The organism is Corynebacterium durum (genome assembly GCF_030408675.1).
Lineage (GTDB): Bacteria > Actinomycetota > Actinomycetes > Mycobacteriales > Mycobacteriaceae > Corynebacterium > Corynebacterium durum.
Genome location: NZ_CP047200.1, coordinates 946,213 through 966,707, shown reverse-complemented (window position 1 = coordinate 966,707; position 20,495 = coordinate 946,213). Strand labels below are relative to the sequence as shown.

22 protein-coding genes are annotated in these 20,495 nt (G+C 55.0%); 16 read left to right on the top strand and 6 right to left on the bottom strand.

All coding sequences use genetic code 11. The features are described from left to right. Position 1 precedes the first annotated feature (1 nt). Complete coding sequence (gene nhaA, locus CDUR_RS04610) at positions 2-1,804, bottom strand: Na+/H+ antiporter NhaA (protein WP_290208067.1); 1,803 nt, start codon at positions 1,802-1,804, stop codon at positions 2-4. A 41-nt stretch (positions 1,805-1,845) separates the two neighbouring features. Next, positions 1,846-2,628 (bottom strand): SDR family oxidoreductase, encoded by a 783-nt coding sequence (locus tag CDUR_RS04605; protein WP_179417314.1) that lies wholly within the window; start codon positions 2,626-2,628, stop codon positions 1,846-1,848. A gap of 328 nt (positions 2,629-2,956) precedes the next feature. On the opposite strand from CDUR_RS04605, the gene CDUR_RS04600 reads away from it, so the two are divergent. From CDUR_RS04600 to CDUR_RS04550, 11 genes are all read left to right on the top strand, one after another. Then, positions 2,957-3,850: a CPBP family intramembrane glutamic endopeptidase gene (locus CDUR_RS04600; protein WP_179417313.1), complete on the top strand. Its 894-nt coding sequence runs from the start codon at positions 2,957-2,959 to the stop codon at positions 3,848-3,850. A 92-nt stretch (positions 3,851-3,942) separates the two neighbouring features. Further along, on the top strand, positions 3,943-5,334 hold the full coding sequence (locus CDUR_RS04595) for an NAD-dependent succinate-semialdehyde dehydrogenase (protein WP_006061806.1): 1,392 nt from the start codon (positions 3,943-3,945) through the stop codon (positions 5,332-5,334). 308 nt (positions 5,335-5,642) lie between these two features. After that, positions 5,643-5,900, top strand: coding sequence for a GlsB/YeaQ/YmgE family stress response membrane protein (locus CDUR_RS04590; protein ID WP_179417312.1), 258 nt, complete (start codon positions 5,643-5,645; stop codon positions 5,898-5,900). Positions 5,901-5,912: 12 nt separating this feature from the next. Further along, the gene (locus CDUR_RS04585) at positions 5,913-6,404 is read left to right on the top strand and encodes an Asp23/Gls24 family envelope stress response protein (protein ID WP_179417311.1); all 492 of its coding nucleotides are present in this window, start codon (positions 5,913-5,915) and stop codon (positions 6,402-6,404) included. A 20-nt stretch (positions 6,405-6,424) separates the two neighbouring features. After that, positions 6,425-6,601: a hypothetical protein gene (locus CDUR_RS04580; RefSeq protein ID WP_179417310.1), complete on the top strand. Its 177-nt coding sequence runs from the start codon at positions 6,425-6,427 to the stop codon at positions 6,599-6,601. Beyond that, positions 6,598-6,960: a hypothetical protein gene (locus CDUR_RS04575; RefSeq protein ID WP_233452905.1), complete on the top strand. Its 363-nt coding sequence runs from the start codon at positions 6,598-6,600 to the stop codon at positions 6,958-6,960. The genes CDUR_RS04580 and CDUR_RS04575 overlap by 4 nt, the downstream gene beginning before the upstream one ends. Continuing rightward, entirely contained in the window at positions 6,957-7,505 is a 549-nt protein-coding gene (locus CDUR_RS04570) for a DUF6286 domain-containing protein (RefSeq protein ID WP_179417308.1), read from the top strand. The genes CDUR_RS04575 and CDUR_RS04570 overlap by 4 nt, the downstream gene beginning before the upstream one ends. An 11-nt stretch (positions 7,506-7,516) precedes the next feature. Beyond that, a complete protein-coding gene (locus tag CDUR_RS04565; protein WP_179417307.1) occupies positions 7,517-8,188 on the top strand; it encodes an Asp23/Gls24 family envelope stress response protein in 672 nt (223 codons plus the stop codon). Beyond that, positions 8,178-8,753: an RNA polymerase sigma factor gene (locus CDUR_RS04560; protein ID WP_179417306.1), complete on the top strand. Its 576-nt coding sequence runs from the start codon at positions 8,178-8,180 to the stop codon at positions 8,751-8,753. Before CDUR_RS04565 ends, CDUR_RS04560 begins: the two co-directional genes overlap by 11 nt. Beyond that, positions 8,750-9,313: an Asp23/Gls24 family envelope stress response protein gene (locus tag CDUR_RS04555; RefSeq protein ID WP_179417305.1), complete on the top strand. Its 564-nt coding sequence runs from the start codon at positions 8,750-8,752 to the stop codon at positions 9,311-9,313. Before CDUR_RS04560 ends, CDUR_RS04555 begins: the two co-directional genes overlap by 4 nt. Continuing rightward, entirely contained in the window at positions 9,303-9,623 is a 321-nt protein-coding gene (locus tag CDUR_RS04550; protein ID WP_179417304.1) for a transcriptional regulator, read from the top strand. The genes CDUR_RS04555 and CDUR_RS04550 overlap by 11 nt, the downstream gene beginning before the upstream one ends. A 77-nt stretch (positions 9,624-9,700) precedes the next feature. On the opposite strand, the gene CDUR_RS04545 is transcribed toward CDUR_RS04550, so the two are convergent. Next, on the bottom strand, positions 9,701-10,162 hold the full coding sequence (locus CDUR_RS04545) for a hypothetical protein (RefSeq protein WP_179417303.1): 462 nt from the start codon (positions 10,160-10,162) through the stop codon (positions 9,701-9,703). Between the two features lie 658 nt (positions 10,163-10,820). Between CDUR_RS04545 and CDUR_RS04540 the strand changes: the two genes are divergently transcribed. Beyond that, on the top strand, positions 10,821-12,311 hold the full coding sequence (locus tag CDUR_RS04540; RefSeq protein ID WP_179417302.1) for an ATP-dependent nuclease: 1,491 nt from the start codon (positions 10,821-10,823) through the stop codon (positions 12,309-12,311). Positions 12,312-12,430: 119 nt separating this feature from the next. Here the strand turns inward: CDUR_RS04540 and CDUR_RS04535 are convergent, their stop codons facing one another. Together CDUR_RS04535 and ychF are read right to left on the bottom strand one after the other, a co-directional pair. Next, positions 12,431-12,994 (bottom strand): hypothetical protein, encoded by a 564-nt coding sequence (locus CDUR_RS04535; protein ID WP_179417301.1) that lies wholly within the window; start codon positions 12,992-12,994, stop codon positions 12,431-12,433. 91 nt (positions 12,995-13,085) lie between these two features. Further along, entirely contained in the window at positions 13,086-14,171 is a 1,086-nt protein-coding gene (gene ychF / locus CDUR_RS04530; protein WP_179417300.1) for a redox-regulated ATPase YchF, read from the bottom strand. A gap of 310 nt (positions 14,172-14,481) precedes the next feature. Here ychF and CDUR_RS04525 point away from each other — a divergent pair, with 310 nt between their 5' ends. The 4 genes from CDUR_RS04525 (at position 14,482) to CDUR_RS04510 (ending at position 19,420) form a co-directional block, all read left to right on the top strand. Continuing rightward, positions 14,482-16,107 (top strand): sodium-dependent transporter, encoded by a 1,626-nt coding sequence (locus tag CDUR_RS04525; RefSeq protein WP_179417299.1) that lies wholly within the window; start codon positions 14,482-14,484, stop codon positions 16,105-16,107. Between the two features lie 61 nt (positions 16,108-16,168). Beyond that, on the top strand, positions 16,169-16,333 hold the full coding sequence (metS, locus tag CDUR_RS04520; RefSeq protein WP_006061791.1) for a methionine/alanine import NSS transporter subunit MetS: 165 nt from the start codon (positions 16,169-16,171) through the stop codon (positions 16,331-16,333). Positions 16,334-16,412: 79 nt separating this feature from the next. Beyond that, on the top strand, positions 16,413-17,957 hold the full coding sequence (locus CDUR_RS04515) for an AI-2E family transporter (protein ID WP_233452996.1): 1,545 nt from the start codon (positions 16,413-16,415) through the stop codon (positions 17,955-17,957). Between the two features lie 11 nt (positions 17,958-17,968). Then, entirely contained in the window at positions 17,969-19,420 is a 1,452-nt protein-coding gene (locus tag CDUR_RS04510) for a DUF6542 domain-containing protein (RefSeq protein WP_179417297.1), read from the top strand. Here the strand turns inward: CDUR_RS04510 and CDUR_RS04505 are convergent, their stop codons facing one another. After that, positions 19,421-20,395, bottom strand: coding sequence for a 4-hydroxy-3-methylbut-2-enyl diphosphate reductase (locus CDUR_RS04505; protein WP_006061788.1), 975 nt, complete (start codon positions 20,393-20,395; stop codon positions 19,421-19,423). It lies immediately after the preceding gene. Between the last annotated feature and the right edge of the window lie 100 nt (positions 20,396-20,495).

Here is a 20,495-nt window from a genome sequence, read left to right as displayed (position 1 = left end):
CCTAGACTCCTACGGTCGTGATTTCTGCAGTACGGGTAGCTTCCAACGCCGCGATAATCGCATTGGATTCGATGGGGCCTTCGTAGATTTCATCGCCTATGAAGAACGTCGGGGTGCTGGTCAGGCCCATGCCCAGTGCATCGTCGGCATCGTCGTGGATGCGCGACAGGTAGGTGCGTTGCCGCATATCCTTCTCTAGTCGAGGCAGGTTGGAGCCAACATCGACGGCGGCGCGACGAATAACACGCGAATCCAGCTCCTCGTCTTCGCACAGGCGTGACAACTCAGTGCGGGCGTAATTAAACAGTTCTGGACTCTGCGCATGCACCGCTTCCAGTGCCTCCGCTGCACGCTCTGCCGTCTCATCCCCTATCGGGTTGTGGCGGAAGACAAAACGCAGGTCATCGCCAAAGTAGTCGCGCACCTCGCGCACCACTTCTTCCACTGTGGTGTCATCCACGCCACCCAACTGCGCGTATTCCACGAGGGTCAGCGGAGCATTCGGGTCACCCAGAATATGGTCACGCTTGGGGTCAATGGAACGGTTAAGGCGCGTGCGTTCAGGGGCATGACGGGCGTCGTAAGCCGCAGTCAGTACCAACGCCACCATGCCGATAATTGCGGCGAGTATCGACGCCGTCAACACACCGATACGTGCATCCGACTGCGCAGTTTCATCCTTAATGGCCAGGTCAATGATAAACAGGGAAATGGTAAAGCCAATACCGGTGAGCATCGAGCCAGCATTGATGTGGCGGTAAGCCAAGCACTGCGCGAGTTCGCCAATACGCAGCTTGGTGGCAATAATGCTTGCGCCGAACACACCCAGATACTTACCACCGACAAGACCGGCGATAATACCCCAGGTCAGCGGCGACTTAAAGGCGTGCTGCAGCGTCTCGCCGGAGATGATCACACCGGCGTTGGACAGGGCGAACACGGGCACAACAATCAGATTCACGATCGGCGCGAGGGCCAGTTGCATACGCTCGTTGATGGAAACCGAACGCAGAATACCGATCACAGCGGCGCTACCAGTGGATGCGACTGGGGTGCGGCGGAAGTGATGTGTTAGCTCCTCCGCGCGGAGCACCTCGCTACGCTCCGGCGGAAAGACCGGAAGCAGAAGACCAAGAACTACACCTGCAATGGTGGCGTGCACGCCGGATGCTAAGAACAGCAGCCACAGAGTCGCACCAGCTGCAATGTAGACGGACGAACGGTATACACGAGCGCGCTGAACCAGGAACAACAGGGCGGCAATAACAACCACACCGATCAGCGGGACAAAGCTGATGCGCTCCGTGTACACGGTGGCGATGACCAGCAGCGATCCGACGTCGTCCACCACGGCGAGGGTGACCAAAAACGCACGCAGCTGCACGGGAAGCCTGTTGCCGAACACTGCGAGAATGCCCATCACAAAGGCGGTGTCCGTGGAAATCACCACTCCCCACGCATCGGCGTCATCGGTGCCCGCGTTGAAGGCGTAGAAAATCAACGCGGGAACAATCAAACCAGCAACAGCGGCTACCACCGGCACGCTGGCGCGCCGCCATTCACGCAGTTCTCCCATCACAAAGTCGTGCTTGACTTCAAGGCTGACTAGGAAGAAAAACATCATCATCAGGCCGTCATTGATCCAGTGCTGCAGCGACATATCAACTGAGAAAACGTCGCCCAGGTGAATGGAGAAATGCGTGTGCCAGAAATGCTCGTAGGAATGGCCGCCCAGGTTGGCCCATAGCAATGCCACAATAGTGGCCGCGAGGAGCAACGTAGCGCCCGAGGTTTCATTACGCACGAACGCTGAGAAAGAACTCTTAAACTTTGTCAGCACGACTATCAGTTCCCTTCCAGTGGCAAGATCGTGGCACTGGCCATGTTGACATGCGCAGGCAGCGACGCCGCAAAACCAACCTCCTCAGCGACGTGCGCAGTGTCAATCGCAATGCTTTCAAGCTCAGGCAAAGGCCCCTGAATAACGTCGTGATGGTCACTCGTAGCGCGATTGGATCCCAAATTGCCCTGCGTAAAGAAACTCCCGCCCGTGTAGATGGAATCGAAGTAATGCACCCGAACACCACGCAAGCCATATTCGGCACGCAGGTGCTTGGAAAATTGCCCCAAGGACGCACCCAGCGACGAAAACACTGAATAGGCGTGCTGGCGTTCACGTGCCGGCGCGGAACTCAGCATCACAATATCAGCGCGGTCGCCACGCTCCCCCGCGGCCAAGACATCTGGGGAAAAAGTCTGCACAGTTTGTAATGTTCCACGAAGATTCGTAGCCAGCATCCGCCGCCAGTCAGCAGGAATTGCCTCATCAAAATTCGCAGCGCGGCGCACACCGGCAGCAGTGATCACCAAGTCAGGTGCCCCCAATTCCTCTAGCACCTTGTCGCGTGCCTCCACCAAGTCGTAGGCGCTGCTCACGTCAGCAGAACACACAAGGGTTTCCGCCTCCTCAGGAAAACGAGCACACAGGCGCTCCAATCTACGCCGGTTACGGGCAATGAGCGCAACCTTCGCACCCGATTCGACAAAAGTACGCGCCACCGCCGAGCCGATGGCACCTGTGGCTCCAGTGATCACAGCAGTGCGACCACCAAGATCAAATGTTGGCATCCAAGTATTCCTTATCAATGCACGTCTTGTGTGTTAGGGCATGCCACCCCAACGTACCCTCCCAAAGGTAAGACTAGTCATGTCTACCACACGCATGCCGACGGCAAAACCGCATGACGACGCCGCGTCAGTGTCTGTGCCGCAGGGTCAGGCCCACCTAAAGCCGCGAGCAATCGAGCATGTTCCATGTGCACCAACAGCTCCAGAGCTACACACCATATGCACGTTTTGATGCGTTAGGCAAAAAGTAACGATTCATCAGGTCAAGGCTCTCTATAAAGAGCATTACTACTTTTAGTAACACTACTCAAAGAAACAAGGAGGAGTCATGGACCCCGCACAAACCGGACGCACCCCGCACACCCTTCGAAGAAACCTGATCATCTTCACCATCAGCATTGTGGCCAGCGGATGGGTGGGGATTGCGATCGATAAACTGACAGGACAACCTGATTATCAGGACGTCGCAACGCTGAACGGTGGCGGTACCCTCGGCATGGGATTGTGGACGGTTGCCCCGTTGCTAGTTGTCATCGCATTAAGAACTTTCTGCGGTGACGGTTGGAAGAATGCAGGATACGCGCTGAATATCAGGGGAAACGGGTGGCTCTACGCACTCTCTATTGCGGTCTACCCTGCGACAACCTGTGTGGTTATCCTGTTAGGCACGCAGGTGGGAGCCATGCACGTGGCAGCGCTAAATATGTCTGCCGTCCTGACGCTCATTGCCTCCCAGTTCGTGATACAGTGCGCGAAAAACTTCTTTGAAGAATCACTTTGGCGGGGTTATCTCACCAACCAGCTACTCAAGCTCACCATGTCCGATTGGAAGCTTTACCTCATCGCCGGGCTGGTGTGGTGGGCATGGCATCTGCCTTACTGGCTCATCATGCTCAATACCAAAGAGGTCGAAAGTATCGTACCTGCGGGCAGAATAGTGCTCGTTGTTGCCGCAATCCTCGTCTTCTTCTGTTGGAATGTCATGTTCACCGAAATCTTCCGCGTAACTCGCTCAATATGGCCATTAGTTTTGGCACACGCATTGGAGGATGCCGTCACCCTCCCCCTACTTATCGATGGCACAATCACACTCGATCCACGCTGGGCACTTGTTTTCTCCACCAATACGGGGTTACTTCCTGCAGTCATTTTACTTAGCGTAGGGCTTGGAATCCGCAGGTGGAGAATAAAAAACCAGGCCAAAGCAAACGGGTATCACTGATGATGAAACACCACTCGCAGGACGTGCTGTGATGTTACGATGGGGAGCCATAACCCACCGCGGCTCAAACTTTGTGAAATGAGGTAGCCAACATGGCGTACGCAACAACAAACCCCTACACTGGTGAAACCGTCAAGACCTTTGACACCGCCACCCCTGAGGAAATCAACCAGGCGATCAACTCCACCGACGCAGCCTTCCGCGAGTGGTCGCAGACCCCCATCGAAGATCGTGCAGCTCTCCTTTCCCGGGCCGCAGAAATCCTGCGCGCCAACAAGCGCGACTACGCAGAGACGCTGACCCTGGAGATGGGCAAACTCATCGCAGAGGCAGAAGCAGAAGTCGAGCTCTCCGCAGCCATCCTCGACTACTACGCCAAGTTCGGCGCTCAGCACCTGGCACCGCGCTACCTGCGTGCCGAAGGTTTCGGCGATCAGGACGTCGCCCTAGTCAACGACCCGCTGGGCGTGCTTTACGCCGTCGAGCCATGGAATTTCCCCTACTACCAGGTAATCCGCATCTCCGCACCGCAGACCTTGGCGGGTAACACCATCCTGCTGAAGCACGCATCGAACGTGCCCCAGTCCGCATTGCGGATGGTCGAGCTATTCCGCCAGGCCGGATTCCCGGACGGCGTGCTGACCAACATCTTCGCTTCCCATGAGGCCAGTGAGCAGATCCTCGCCGACCCACGCGTCCGCGGTGTGGCTCTCACCGGTTCCGAAGGAGCAGGCGGTGCTATCGCGTCCATCGCAGGAAAGAACCTGAAGAAGTCCACCCTGGAGCTTGGTGGTGCTGACGCTTTCGTCGTTCTGGAAGATGCTGAGGTCGAGAAGGCCGCAAAGTGGGCTGCTTTTGGTCGCCACTGGAACGCAGGGCAGGTGTGCGTGTCGTCGAAGCGCATCATCGTCGTTGATGCCGTGTACGATCGCTTCCTCGCCGAGTATAAGAAGCACGTCGCAGAATTCGTAGCCGGTGATCCGATGGATCCCGCAACCACTCTCGCCCCACTGTCGAGCCAGACCGCTGCCGATGACGTTCTCAAGCAGGTCGAGGCTGCGCGCGCTGAAGGCGCTACCGTCGAGGCCATCGGTGCTGAGGTTCCGGAACAGGGCGCGTTCGTTCGTCCGATGCTCATCACCAACATCCCAGAGGGGTCCGAAACCTCCCAAGCCGAGTTCTTCGGCCCCATCTCCCAGGTTTACCGGGCAAAGGATGAAGATGATGCGGTGCGCATCGCCAACGACACGCCGTTTGGCCTGGGTGGTTCGGTGTTCTCCACGGACATTGAGCGTGCCCGCAAGATCGCCCGCCGGATTGACACCGGCATGGTCTTCATCAACCAGCCGACCGGCGTGAAGGCAGACATTCCCTTCGGCGGCGTCAAGCGCTCCGGTTATGGTCACGAGCTGATTGACCTGGGCATCAAAGAATTCGTCAACGAGAAGGTCGTGGTGGTCACCGACATCGACGGTTCCTTCTAATACCCCGGACATCCCCCGCTTATCGACGGCGCGGTGGTACCTGATCCGCTCTGGGCCCGTGTTTCCATCAACACGGGCCTTTTTGCTGCTCCGATGTAGCAAGTAAGGCGTCGCCACGCGCTTAAACACACACCTATAAGTGATCTGCAACACATTATTGGATAAAACCATGACGGTCGTTGACGTCGCAGCGTCTTCCTATCAGCGTCGCATTTCATGTTCATTTACTGAACTGCACGCTATACCCTGACGGCGTCCGCACGCGGGCTTACACCGAGCCTCATCGGACCTTCACAAAGGAAAACACCATGGTTGGATTCATTGGAATGATCATCACCGGCGCCATCATTGGCGCGCTGGCACGACTATTCATGCGAGGCGAACAGAACATCTCCATCATCTGGACCATCATCCTGGGCGCAGTCGGCGCCTTCGTTGGTGGAGGAGTGGCCGGTTTCTTCGGCGTCGAATCAACAGCTGGTATCGACTGGATTCGGTGGGCGCTTTCCATCGTGGCAGCCGTCATCGCAATTTCTATCTACCTCAGCATCACTCACAGGAAGTAAAAAGGTATCTCCATGAGCAACGCATCTATCCCTCAAACCGGTCAGCAGCGCGAGCGCGAGCGCAGCGAGGAAAAGAAAAAAGAAGTAGCAACCACTCCTCGCGGCCCGCTGCAAACCGCTCACGGCGTGACCACCATCGATGAGAACGTCGTCGCAAAGATCGCCGGAATGGCGGCCCGTGAAGTACCTGGAGTGTACGACATGGGAAATGCTGTGCGCCGCGCATTCAGCGCAGTAACAGATCGCATTCCCAACGCTCAAACCAATGTCGCGGGCGGAATCAGCGTGCAGAAAGGCGAAACCCAGACTGCCATTGAAGTCACCGTGGTAGTGGACTACGGCGCTCCCATCGTCGAGGTGGCCAACGCCATTCGCCGCAACATCATTGAACAAATTGAGGGAACAACTGGCCTAGAGGTCGTTGAAGTGAACATCAACGTCACCGACGTTCACCTGCCGGACGAAGACTCCGATTCCTCAAGCTCAGCAGTCGACCTCACGTAATCCTTATCTAAGGAGCTTTTATGAAGACAACGCACCTGGCCCTCCTTGTGGGTCTGTTCCTGGGAACAGTTCTCGCCTTTGGCTCTTTCGCCGACTTTATCTTGGTCACCCTCTGTGGGCTAGCCGGAGCAGCGGTGGGCCTGTACATGGAAGGCCAGATCGATGTCCGAAACATCCTTGATTGGCGGAAAAAGTGACGGCGCCTGATCAACGTGGCATCACCACTATTCCGTCAGCAGTGGTCGCTCAGATTGCAGCTCAGGCTGCCTACGAGACGGCACATGTAGGGTCGAACGCAGGAGGAGTTCTGGGAATCGGCGCTCGCCGTGACTTCCACTCGCGCCCAGAAGCAGACTGTGAACTGTACGGGCAGGTTGCGGTCCTCCATCTGAATCTTGGACTGACCTTCCCCACTCCTGTGGCCTCCACTATTCAGCATCTTCGCGACTATGTGCGCGAGCATGTTGAGCATCTCACTGGGCTGACTGTCGGGAAAATAACCATCGACATCTCCTGGCTCAATCCGAACGACCATGTAAGGAAAGCCCTGCAATGAGAACATCTGCACCAAAACTCATCCGCCGCCCCTCCAGAAGCGTTGCGACGTCCCTTCTCGCACTACTGCTTCTCGTTGTGGGCGGGCTGGGGATCTGGCTCTGCGGCGTTCGCCTGTTCGACGGGGCATGGCCTGCGGGCACAACCGCAGCGGTGAATGGATTCGGATCTTCCCCCTTCGAATCCACGCTTATTATCGTGCTGGCATGCATCGCGGCAGTATGCGGTCTGGCCATGATCATCGCGGCCATGTGGCCCGGGGCTTATGACCGCACCGATGTTCTCCCCGACGAGGTAGCCGGACAAACCGCTATTGCCCGTAAAGACCTAGCTGCTCTGGTGCGCAGAAACATCGAGCAGGTGGACGGCGTTCACAGCGCCTCAGTCCGCGTCCAAAGATCACGAGTCAACGTAAAAGTACTGAGCGTACTAGACAACCTGGAGCCCGTACGCGAAGCAGCTCACAGCAATGCTGTTCAGACCTTGGAGGTGCTGAAACCCGAGGGTATTCGGCGCTGCCATGTGCGCGTACAGAAAACGAGTTAAAGGAGAGCACTATGCGTTCAGTATCTGGATCCTGGAACAGAATAATTCTGGCCAGCGCTGGTATTGTCACCGTAATCGCCGCATCATGGGTACTAGCATCTGGCTTGAACGTCCGTGAGCACTGGCCCGCCACAACATCGTTCTTGGCACCGGCCAGCACACGAATCGACAACGCAACAATGGGGCAGGAAGCGTGGCTATTACCGGCCGTGTTCGCGGCGTCGATAATCGCAGTGCTACTTGGCGTGGTTCTGCTGATCATGCAGGTGCCCCGGAAAGCGTCCGCCTCTCCCCTGCGTTTCACCGACGCCGACGGCACGCTGCTGGCGACCATAAGCCCCGAGGTTCTGGCGCAGGCACTGTCTGAGCGAGGCGAAGACGTGTCCGGTGTCAAACGATGTTCCGCGTGGGTGACCGGATCCCCCGGCAACCTGCGGGTACAAGCCACCGCAACCGTATCCCAGAACTCCGAGGTCGAATGGGCGGTGTCAGAACTGAGAAGCCGACTCGACAACGACCTTGCCGTATCGCTGGGCGCGCACCCCAAACAAGTGGATGTGCTGCTCACACTCGATAGTCCTAGCCGTTCCCGCAGCATTGCCAGTACTGCACGCACTGGCCGCGCCCGCGCTGTAGAGGAATCGCGCATGACTGAAAGCACCAGGTCTGGCGATGACGCATGATCATGACGACAGGCAACTGGTACTGCGAGCCCAAGATGGCGATATCAAAGCCTTCGAACGACTTGTTGAACGCTACCAAGGCCGCCTGTTCCGCACCGCGTACATGATCGTACGCAACCGCCACGACAGTGAAGACATCGTGCAAGAAACCCTTATCCAGGCTTGGCGACGTCTTCACCTGCTCCAGGAACCCAGTGCTTTTCGAAGTTGGCTTATGCGCATCTGCACCAACAGTGCGACCAGTGCCATCCGTAAGCAACAACGCCGCGCCACCGAATCCTACGACCACGAGAGTCTTGAAACCGCGAGCACTCTCACTGAAACACCATCGAACACAACTGCAGACCCAGCACAATCCAGCGAGGTCAACGCCCAAATTGGGGCATTAGCTATTTTGCTATCTTCAATACAGCCCGAACTTCGCATCGTCTGGGTGCTTCGAGAGGTTGATGACATGTCCTACGAGGAGATTGCCAAAACTCTGAACCTGACAGAATCCACTGTCCGCGGAAGGCTCGCACGCGCCCGCTCACTGGTCATGCGCAACATGAAGGAGTGGGCATGACTCCCGCCAGCCGCCACAACCACCGCACCACACTACTCTCCCCTGAGGTTTCTCCCGCTTCTGTGCGTGACGACGCCGCGCGGGACGATGCTGCAACGCGCGAGTACATGCGCCTCATTGCCTCCATCCACGAAACATGGGACCGGCTAGAATCCGAGTCGAACGTGTCAGTGATGCCCCAGCGTCACATGATGGACGCAATTGTCGCTGCGACGCGCCATGGAGCGCAGGTACACATGCCCCCCACCGACCTAGGTCCCTACAGTCTTTCGGAGTTTTCACTGCGTTCCCTTGTTCGACAAGCGGTAGACTCTGTCGACAGCGCGCGAGGATTACGTACATCCTTCCAGCACGCCGAAGCCCCCGACGACCCCGTTGAGGCCCGCGAACTAGGGGTGCCGGAAACAATTTTCTGCCGAATTTCTGCCCACGTGACAACACAGCACCTGCCAGAACTCGCCCAACAGGTCCGCGATGCGGTACGAGAAGCATGTTATGAGAACCTAGGACTGTCCCCCACCGTCAACGTTCATATCGAGGACTTGCACGATGACGACTAGCATCTCAGCAGCCGAACTAGCCACAGCGGTCACCTCAGTTCCTGGAGTCCGCGGGGTCGAGCCGGGCATAAGCAGCACGCTCAAAACCGTGGGAAGCCACATCCAAGGCAATGATGCTGATGCCCGCTTCGGAGTCATCATTGACGCTGACGAGCAATCCATTGTTCTTGAGGTAGGCATTGATGGTTCCCGACTGGTCAAAGACATTGTTCGGGATATTCAAGAGACGGTCATTCTTGCTGTGTCGGAGGCACGCGGGAATGGGGATGAGACAGTAGTGAGGGTGCGGGTGCAGTCTTTGCTGATGTAAAGGACGTGGTTGGGGTACGTGGTTGGGTATCGACGCCCCTGGAAAGCACGCCCCGTAAAAGATTCGCCCCGGCTACCTTAGAGGATGTCGGGACGTTTCGGCATCGAGTCAGTGATCGCTTTCAGTTCACCGAACTCCTCGCGGGAGATATAGCCTTTTTCACGCAACCACACGACATCATCCCAGTCGCCATAATCGATGGCATCAAAGACCACGCGGCTAAAAGTATAAGGCCATGATCGCAGGCGATCCATCATATCCTGATCGCTCATGTGCCCCGCAGCTCGACGCCATCCCAGCTCTTTAGGAGTGACCGGGCAGCTCGTTTCCTCCGACTCCATGCGCTGACGAACAACGCGCACTTTGCTGACATCGACGCCCTGGTAAGCGGCAATACGCTGATCATTCCAGCCGTCACGGATTAATGCCTCGATTGCGCGACATTGATCGATCTTGGCCAGACGCGCAAGAGCTTCTTCCCTCAACTCCTCTGGAGTCGGATCCGGTGGCGGGGTCCACCCTTCAGGAGGCTTCGGCACAGGAATCTCGTCATGCTTTACTTCTCTGGGGTTGTTATCCATGGGTTTCTACCTTCGCGTTCGTTGGTGGCATATATGTTGCATCCCTATGCGATCTCATTAGCTTATGTTCTTACAGCCGCGGTAGCTTACTGTTCATAATACGGAAAAGCGTCAAGTTTAAGTGTGCCGAAAAATAGCCTCTGGCAGGGCATTCAGCGAGCTTGACATGATCTCTATGCTCAATCTTGGAAACCTGACCCGTAATTTCTTTAATCAACCGAGTTTGCGTCGCCTCTGCTTGCTCACGAAATTCCTACAGACGATAGGCACTGATCTCTGCGCACAGCTGAGTCCTAGAGGTATCAACCTCCCGCCAATCAAACGGACGACTAATCAAAAATTTCTCCAAAGACATCGCCATGTGACTAGCTTTATTTAAATATCAACAAATCAGATAAGTCGACCGCCAGCCACCCGCTAAACATTATGTACATGTCAACGTAGCAAGTATGTGAGCAATCAACAAAAACAAAAGTAAGTTATCTTGCAAAAATACCGAAGAAACGAATTGACAGAACTATACCCACAATCGCTATACTAAGAAAAAATCCGATCCAGTGGTGCCACAGTTCCGTCCTAACAATACCACCATACTCATGAAACCAAAGGAAAATATATGTACATAAAACGCATAAAAATGCATAATATACGTGGCTTACGCGGAACAACTACAGTTGATCTCTCTCCTGGCCTGAATTATCTCGTTGGTGAAAATAACGTGGGAAAATCAACAATACTATTCGCTATAGAATACCTAAGAAATGGCACCAATAATAATGAACAAATATATACCACCAACAGCAACGAATCTCAGGTGATAGTTGATCTAAGTGGTGACGACTTAGAAGAAATGCTTGGAAACGAAGATTTTAACAAACTTCAAGATTTTCTGTGGTGCGATCAGCAAAGTAAAGATTTGTCAAAATCCAAAATTTTACGCGTACGGCGCCAATCCAATCAAGAAACAGTACAGCAAGGTAAGAAAAAAGTAAATATCGACGCAAAAAAGATTACATTCTGGAATCCCAAATCAAGCCAGTTTGAAGCTATAACTGGAATTGATACAAAGTTTAAATCCCTTCTTGACTTAAACTTTATTTATGCTGACGACGCACCAGAAGCTCATGTCAACATGGGAACATCTAAAACATTAGGAAAGTTAATATCTGCTGCCATTTCCGATATTGATAAATGTAAACCTTGGCTTAATTTCACTGAGGCGCATAAAGCTCTATTCACCCAGCAAGGCGAAGGAACGGTGCAAAATGCCTTGCAGGAGCTGTCAACTGAAATTTCAGAGGTCATAACTGAACAATACGGGAAAGCAACAGCACGGTTCAACTTTGAAGTTCCCGATCCAACATCACTATTAAAATCAGGTCAAGTATTACTGTCTAGCAATATTAATAATGAAGGCGAAACACCATTAGAAAATAAAGGAACCGGCCTTCAGCGAGCATTCATGCTGGCCCTTTTGCAGGTTTTTGGACAAAAATCACAAAAAAGAGGCTCTAGCGGTTATCAAAAAATGATATTTGGACTGGATGAGCCAGAAACATGGCTTCACCCAAGAGCTCAGTTGAGCTTAGCCAAAGCAATACGTGGAATTGCAGACAATCAACAGGTGCTTTTAATCACACATTCTCCTTATATGATTCAGGGATTTGAAGAAAATGACTCTTATACGATGCTGGTAATGAAAAATGAATCTGGCACACCAAAAATCAAAACGCATGACGAGCTTAACACATGCCAACTCCCTTACGTATCCTGGAATGCAATTAACTATTATGCATTCATGATCCCCAGTATTGAGTTTATGGATGAACTGTATGGCCACTTCCAGAACCTTTGTCTGCAGAAGGATTCCGCACGTGAAAAAGATATTGTAACTAAATTAGAAGAACTCGGAATTAGTAGTTCGCTACAATGGTACAATAATCGTGATAACAAGTATTACAATGTTCCAAATGTAGTATATGTCCGAAACTCAGTACACCATCCTGAAAATACCAAGAATCCAAGGTACAACAACCAGCAACTAATTATTGCGATTGAGGAGCTTGAACAGGCGATACATACTTGGATTGAGAAAAATTCACGTTAGAAAGATACATTAGTTACATGGCGCAAAAAAACTTCAAAAATCTAACAACGTAGTCATAATAATAGCTACCGTAATCTTGGTGCTTTTACAAAAACAAACACCTTCGCAAAGTTCAGTTTTCAACGAGAATCATCAATAACATCCTCAGCCTGATCCACCTCAAACCAATGGTTTGAATTTCTTGAACATAGAAGAATAGGCATCCGATCTAAATTTTTGCAGTATCGCATTTTCCCACCACATATTGGGCAACTATTTGGGCGAATCCACTCCAACGTTAAACGTTTTCCTGCGCCATTAATTGCCCAGCTAAAACACAGCGGTTTTCGAATCTGATTGCGAGCAATATTAAGTAAAAGCATTATAGGCACAGCAAGCACGATAATCGCAAGTATAAAAATTAACCGAGAATTATAATACTGATACCCTTCCACTTCATAATCGCGAGGAAAAGAAAATAGGAATCCAAAAACCGGTTTTAGAATATCACGAATAGGAAAGAAAGCGAGGACCCCAAGACCAATTGAGACCCAGGTTAGAACTCCCAGTGTTACAGGACTCCGCCACTTTGGGACCGCCTCATAAGACGCCTCCACAGATTCGGATGGCTTCGAAGAATTAACGACTATATCACGGCCAGCTTGATACAGGCCGCCATGAATATCTCCACCAGCATTTGCCATATTTGTCGAACCCGATTCCACAGAACAGCCACATTCTCCACAAAACTTATTTCCTGATGGAATCAGATTTCCACAGTTCTTACATTCTCCCCTACACATTAAACTTAAATTCCACCACGTCCCCATCGGCCATAACATAGTCCTTACCTTCCATGCGCACGCGTCCGGCGGCTTTGGCTTCGGCCATGGAGCCTGCGGCGACAAGGTCGTCGAAGGAGACGATTTCGGCTTTGATGAATCCGCGTTCGAAGTCGCTGTGAATTACGCCTGCGGCTTGGGGCGCGGTGTCGCCCTTGTGGATGGTCCAGGCGCGGGCTTCTTTGGGGCCTGCGGTGAGGTAGGTTTGCAGTCCGAGTGTGGCAAATCCGGCTTTGGCTAGTGAGTGTAGTCCGGGTTCGTGTTGCCCAACGGATTCGAGGAGTTCGGCGGCTTCCTCGTCGTCGAGTTCAAAGAGTTCGGTTTCGGTTTTGGCGTCAAGGAACACGCAGTCGGCTGGGGCGACGAGGGCGCGGAGTTCGTCTTTGCGCGCGGCGTCGGTAAGCACCCCTTCATCGGAGTTGAATACATAGAGGAAGGGTTTGGCGGTGAGCAGGTGGAGTTCCCGGAGCGTCGCCAGCTCGATTTCGCCGTTACCCGCAGCGGAGAAGAGGGTGCGTCCGTCTTCGAGGATGGTTTGTGCTCGTTTTACGGCTGCGACTTCGCCTGCTTTTTCTTTGTCGCGCTTGGCTTCTTTTTCTAGCCTCGGCAGGGCCTTTTCGATGGTTTGCAGATCTGCGAGGATGAGTTCGGTCTCAATGACTGCGATGTCGCTGCTGGGGTCAACGCGGCCGTCGACATGGATGACATCGTCGTCGGAGAAGGCGCGGACGACTTGGCAGATGGCGTCGGCTTCCCGGATGTTGGCGAGGAATTTGTTGCCCAGCCCTTCATTCTCGGAGGCGCCTTTCACAATGCCTGCGATGTCAACGAAGCTAACGGTGGCGGGTTTGATCACTTCAGACCCGAAAATTTCGGCAAGTTTGTTCAGCCGCGGATCGGGCAGTTCGACGAGGCCAACGTTGGGTTCAATGGTGGCGAAGGGATAGTTCGCTGCAAGCACATCGTTGCGTGTGAGGGCGTTAAAGAGGGTGGACTTGCCCACGTTCGGCAGGCCAACAATTCCAAGAGTTAAGGTCACGGTTGTTTATCCTAGCAACGCCACCGGACACGGCTCTACTGCCACCATCACCCCTATCGCACGGCTTATCGACGCCGCGTACGCCACCGCCTCACGCACCTCTCTATTTCAGTCTGTGGAATAAGGTGCTAGGATTTTTCCACGTAGTGGGACGGTGCACGCGAAAATTACCCGATGAGCTGGGCGCCAACCCAACGCTACCGCAAACATTGTCGAGTACCGGGCATACTTTCCGGGCCACCACCTGAAGGCCCGTGATGCCTGTGGTGTCTCATCGTTAACATTTCACACGTTGGAAAGGCCCGTCAGCATGGCTGATCAAACTAGTCCTCGTCGCGAAGTGTTTTCCACCCGCATCGCGTTTTTGCTCGCAGCTATTGGTTCTGCAGTGGGGTTGGGAAATATTTGGCGTTTCCCGTATGTCGCCTACGATAACGGTGGCGGCGCGTTCCTTGTTCCTTATATGATTGCACTGCTCACTGCGGGTATTCCTCTTCTTTTCTTGGACTATTCGTTGGGGCACCGTTTCCGTGGTTCCGCTCCCCTAGTGTTCCGGCGGATTCGCTCGTGGGCCGAGCCAGTGGGCTGGATCCAGGTAGGGATCGCGTTTTTCATTACTATTTACTACGCCGCGATTATTGGCTGGGCCGGGCTGTACACGGTCAAGTCCTTCAATAAGGCATGGGGCGATATGCCGGAAGACTATTTTATGAAGGACTTCCTGCAGGCCGACACCTCCCAAACGGTGTCCACGGAGATTGTTCCGCAGATTGCTATCGCTTTGGCGCTGGTGTGGGTATTGGCGATTATCGTCATGGCCATGGGCGTGGACGAGGGCATTGGCAAGATTTCCAAGGTTTTCATGCCCTTGCTCACCGTCTTGTTCATCATTGTGGTGATCCAAGCACTGTTTTTGGATGGTGCCGCCGAAGGCTTGAATGCGTTCTTCACCCCGAACTGGGACGCCTTGCGTAACCCCACGGTGTGGGTTGCAGCCTATGGCCAGATCTTCTTCTCACTGTCAGTGGGCTTCGGCATTATGCTGACCTACTCCTCCTACCTGAAACCGCGCACGAACTTGACGGGCACGGGCTTGGTCACGGCGTTTGCGAACTCCTCCTTTGAGGTGCTGGCGGGCATCGGCGTGTTTGCAGCCTTGGGCTACATGGCCACCCAGCAGAACGTCCCAGTCAGCGAGGTCGCCACCTCCGGTATTGGTTTGGCTTTCATTGCATTCCCCGCAATCATTAACCAGATGCCGCTGGGCGCTGTTTTCGGCGTGTTCTTCTTCGCCTCGCTGACTATTGCCGGTTTCACCTCCTTGTTCTCCCTACTGGAGGTCGTGGTGTCTGCGGTGAAAGACAAGCTGGATCTGCCGCGTAAAACCACGGCCGTGAGCGTTGGTGTGGTCATGGCGTTGATTTCCTTGGCGCTGTTCTCCACCACCTCCAGCCTGGCCACGCTGGACATTATGGATAAGTTCACCAACAACATTGGTATCGTCGCCATCGCCCTGATCGCGATCATCGTGATCGACTGGATTCTGCGCCGCACCAACGAATTTGCCCTGCATTTGAACGCAGTGTCTTCATTCCAGGTGGGCACGCTGTGGCGCATCTGCGTGGTGAATCTGACCACGATTGTGCTGGGCTACACGCTGATGCAGGAGCTATTCACCTTGGTGTCCAAGCCATATGGCGGCTATACCTCCACCCAAGTGACCATTTTCGGCTGGGTTGTGCTGGGCATCATTGTCGCCGCCGCGTTTGCTTTGACAATTGTTCCGTGGCGCGGTTCTTTGTCGTTGGTTGGCCCACCCGGCTCGGACTTTGGTATTGATTCTGACTTGCAGCGCACCATCACCCGCCCACGGAAGTACGCTCCCGAGGAGCGGCGCGCGGCCGGGTTCGCCGCCGAGCAAAAGTCCGATGACTAGCACACTCCGGGTACAAAGACCCGCGTAAAAGACCCCAGCTAAACAGAAAGGAATCGCTGACATGAGTGGTACAGCAGTGATGATGATGGTGTTGTTCATGGTGGTGATCTGGGGCGGTCTTGCCGCTAGTATTATCGCCTTGCGCCGCAACCCGGATGAAAAATCGGGCCTGCTCGGTGAATCTGAGTACGCCACAGACGAGGTATTGATCAGCCACGAGGTGTAACCCCTAACCGAACCGCTGGTATGTCCAGCAGCCCCGCTACATGCAGAATTATCGGCGTGCAGCGGGGTTTTCAGGCATGATGGGACAAGTGAGCAATAAACAGTCTTCAGAGACGCCCGCTGATGCTCTGGCTGACCCAACGTCGACCACATCAAAGCCAGCATCACAGTCGGCATCAAAGCTGCCAGCGTCCGACCTGTCTGCGTCAGAGGCAGATTATTTGCAGCATTTACAGCTGGAGGCTTCTCGCACGTTCGAGGAGTTGGAAGGCGAGGACCGTATTGATCGTTCGGAGGTTATCGCCGACGGCGTGAAGGAATTCGCGTGGTGGTGTCTCCGCCTCCTTGTGATCGCGGTGACAGCCTACGCCGCGTGGTTTCTGCTCAGTAAATTTTCGCGTGGCATCCTCCCCCTCGCGTTGGCAATCCTCATTTGTTCGGTGCTGTGGCCTATCACACGCACGTTGCGCAACATTGGCGTGCCCGCAGGGCTAGCGAGTTTCGCTACGATCCTTGCGGCTTTTGGGTTTTTCGGCGGTTTGATTGCGCTCATTGCCCCTAGCATCGGCCAGCAATCCCAAACCTTGTACTACCAAGCGTTTGAGGGCGTACAGAAGGTGCAGTTGTGGTTGCAGGGCCCACCGCTGAATGTCCGCGACGATGACATCAATAAATGGTTTACCGATGCCACCATATGGTTGCAGCGACAATCCGGGACCATCGCAGGTGAACTGTTCGCAGGTATCGGCGTTGCTTCAACGGTGATGGTCACGCTGGGTATTGTCATTGTGCTGACGTTCTTTTTCCTCAAGGATGGCGACCGTTTTCTCCCGTGGCTTCGCTCCATCACGGGACGTCGCGCGGGCTGGCACCTCACAGAACTACTCACACGGTCCTGGAACACTCTCGCCGGCTTCATCAGGGCTCAAGCTATTGTGTCGCTTGTCGACGCCGTGTTCATCGGCATGGGCCTGGTATTCCTCGGGGTTCCCATGGCTCTGGCGTTGGCAACCCTTACCTTTATTGCGGGTTTCATCCCCATCGTGGGGGCATTTGTCGCCGGGGCGCTGGCAGTGCTGATTGCTTTTGTTTCACTGGGCTTCACTAAAGCCCTCATTGTTTTGGCTCTCGTTGTTGCAGTGCAGCAGCTGGAAGGAAACATCCTATCCCCCATGTTGCAGTCCCGCGCCATGAATCTGCATCCCGTGATCGTGCTGTTGTCAGTTACCATCGGGTCAAGCCTTTTCGGTATTGTTGGTGCTTTCTTGGCCGTTCCCGTGACTGCACTTGTGGCGGTGTTGTTCCGCTACCTCAGTGACATGGTGGCGTTGAGGTCCGGCGAGAAAACCGCTGATCAAATTGAATTTGCTACGGCAGCTGGTTCGCTCACCGGCATGCATGGCGAGGTGCTGGGGCGCAAGCTGCGTGCCGCCCGTCGTGACCGCCACGCCTCAGCATCCAGCGCAAACAGTGAGGAAGGAACCACACATGGTGATGCCAGCGAGGAGGATCCTGAAACGCTTCTAGCACGCTTGTCTGACGCATCAGCGAAAATTGTCCAGTTGTTCCACAAAAATAACAAAGCCCAGTCCAGTAGTTCGGAGAATCCGACCCAACCTAGGTAACATTAGCGCTCGTGTCCCAACACACTTCCAGAACATCACGCCCGCGAAGCACCGCAGCTCCCACGCGGACTTTCGGCCTTCCCACATGGTCGAGCACACTCATCATGCTCGCAGCCCTGGCTGTGGGATTACTGATCAGCGTGCGGCAGCAGACCATTGGCCTGCCCTTCATTATCGCTTTTGCTGCGGGCAGCGTCGTGGTGACCATCCTCGTGGAAGCACGCGGATTGATGCTCACTGTTGGGCAACTCCCCTTATTGTTTGGCATTTCACTTCCATTGACAGCCTGGATGATCAATGCCTCAGTGTCTAATGTCCCGCAGAAGCTGTCAGCGACAACTATTCTCACCTTGGTGTACCCGTTGGCGCAGCACTTCCCAACCCTTGGCTTGGTCACGTTGGGGTGCGCTATTATCGCAGCTCTGCGTATCTGGCAGTTCAGGCGAACCATGGGGTCGCAGGCTCGGAGTGCGGAGCGCGAGCGTAGAAAGACGCAAGAGGCGGACCGCACCAACCGTGAAACCACCTCACGTGCACGCCGTCTGAGCAACCGTAATCAGCAAGATATTCCTCCTCACAAGGAGCCAGCCGCGGCGTCGCAACGCGTGACGGTTGAGGAACTGCAACGTCGAGCGTCAGCACCGGAGGAACCACCCCAGCAGCCGCACAAGCGCACTGTACAACGCCCTAGGCCCCAGCAACGGCCTGCCGCTCAACAACCCCACGCGGCACCATCGACACCTGAGCAACCGAAGCGCACTAAGCCGCAGTCACCACCTACGATGGTGATTTCCCCCGTAAAAGCCTCTCCGAAGACGGGCGCGCACCAGCGCCCTGAGGAGGATCATCACAGTAAACACGAGCGCTCAGGGCGCCCACCACAACCTCCACGCCGTGCCGCCGCGTCCACCGAGCAACGCGATGCTCAACGCCGTGAGGCTCAGCGTCAGCGTCGCCAGCAGGCCATGCGTCAGGAAGCACCACACCAAGAGCACCCCGGCCAAGAGCGCACTCGGCAACAGCCACAACGTTCGGGGAGTATCCGCCGACCCACTGCCGACGCTGGAAGCAGCAGGGCAGGCGGCCAGACTGGTGGCCATGACCAGCAGCGTCCCCACAAGCGCACAGTGCAGACGCCAAGGGTGCAGCAACCACAGCGGTCGTCGTCACGCGCGGAGGCACACAATCACAGCACCGGCGGTGGCCGGTACACGTCGCGTGGTAGCGAATCGGCGCAGGCGCGAGGGCAGCGCCAGCGTGATCAGCAGCAACGTGACAACCGTCAGCAGGAGTCGAGGCAGTCGCAGCAGCGCCGCCAGCAACCGCGTCAGCAACCAGCGGCCTATGAGGAACAGAGGCAGCCGCGGACTGTGCAGCGCCGCCAAGTGCGGAAGGTCCAGCCGCGCCGTGATTCGACGGGTCGGGATAGTCGCCGTAACAGCCGCCACGACGACCTGTATTAACTAGCGGCCAGAAGGCGTGCGGGCGGGGCGCAAGACGCGCGGCAGGGAGAACACGAGTTTTTCGGCGGCGGTGGTGACTTCTTCGACGGTGTGGAAGCCGTGGTCGTCGAGAAGCTTGATCACATCTTGGACCAGAATTTCCGGCACCGATGCCCCTGAGGTAACACCAACGGTGGTGACCCCATCGAGCCATTCCGGCTTAACCTGGTGGGCGTAGTCCACGAGGTAGCTGGCATCGGCTCCGCCTTGGAGAGCAACCTCCACAAGCCGTTTGGAGTTGGAGGAGTTTTGAGAGCCAACAACAATCACTAGGTCACTGCGTTCCGCGATGGCTTTGACGGCTACTTGCCTGTTTTGGGTGGCGTAGCAGATGTCGTCGCTGGGCGGGTCGGTGATGTGCGGGAACTTGGCTTTGAGTAGCTGCACAATCTCCATGGTTTCGTCCACGGAAAGCGTGGTTTGGGAAAGCCACACAAGCTTGTCCTCCGGCCCAAAGTCAAGGGAGTCAACGGACGCGGCACCATCCACAAGGTGCACCACATCGGGGGCTTCCCCGGCGGTGCCTTCAACTTCCTCATGGCCTTCGTGCCCAATGAGCAGGATCTGGTATCCGTCACGGGCGAAGCGTTTCACTTCATTGTGAACTTTGGTCACCAGCGGGCAGGTAGCGTCGAGGGTTTCCAGCGACAACGCCTTCGCTTCTGCATGCACAGCGGGGCTGACGCCGTGCGCGGAAAACACCAGGTGCGAGCCTTCAGGGACCTCGGTAGTTTCATCAACAAAGATGGCACCCCGTTCGGCGAGGGTGTCCACAACATAGCGGTTATGCACGATCTCTTTGCGCACGTAGACGGGTGCCCCGTACTTCTCTAGGGCACGTTCGACGGTTTCGACGGCGCGGTCCACACCTGCGCAGTAGCCGCGGGGCGCGGCGAGCAGAACTTTTTTCGCGTCTGCGGCTTCAGGGGTTGTCATGTCCTACAGCCTATCCAAGTAGGGTGAGGTGTGCGTAGTCTAGGTCACTGTCGTCGGTGATGGTCCGGACAAACCGCCTATAGTGGGCGTTATTGTGTGC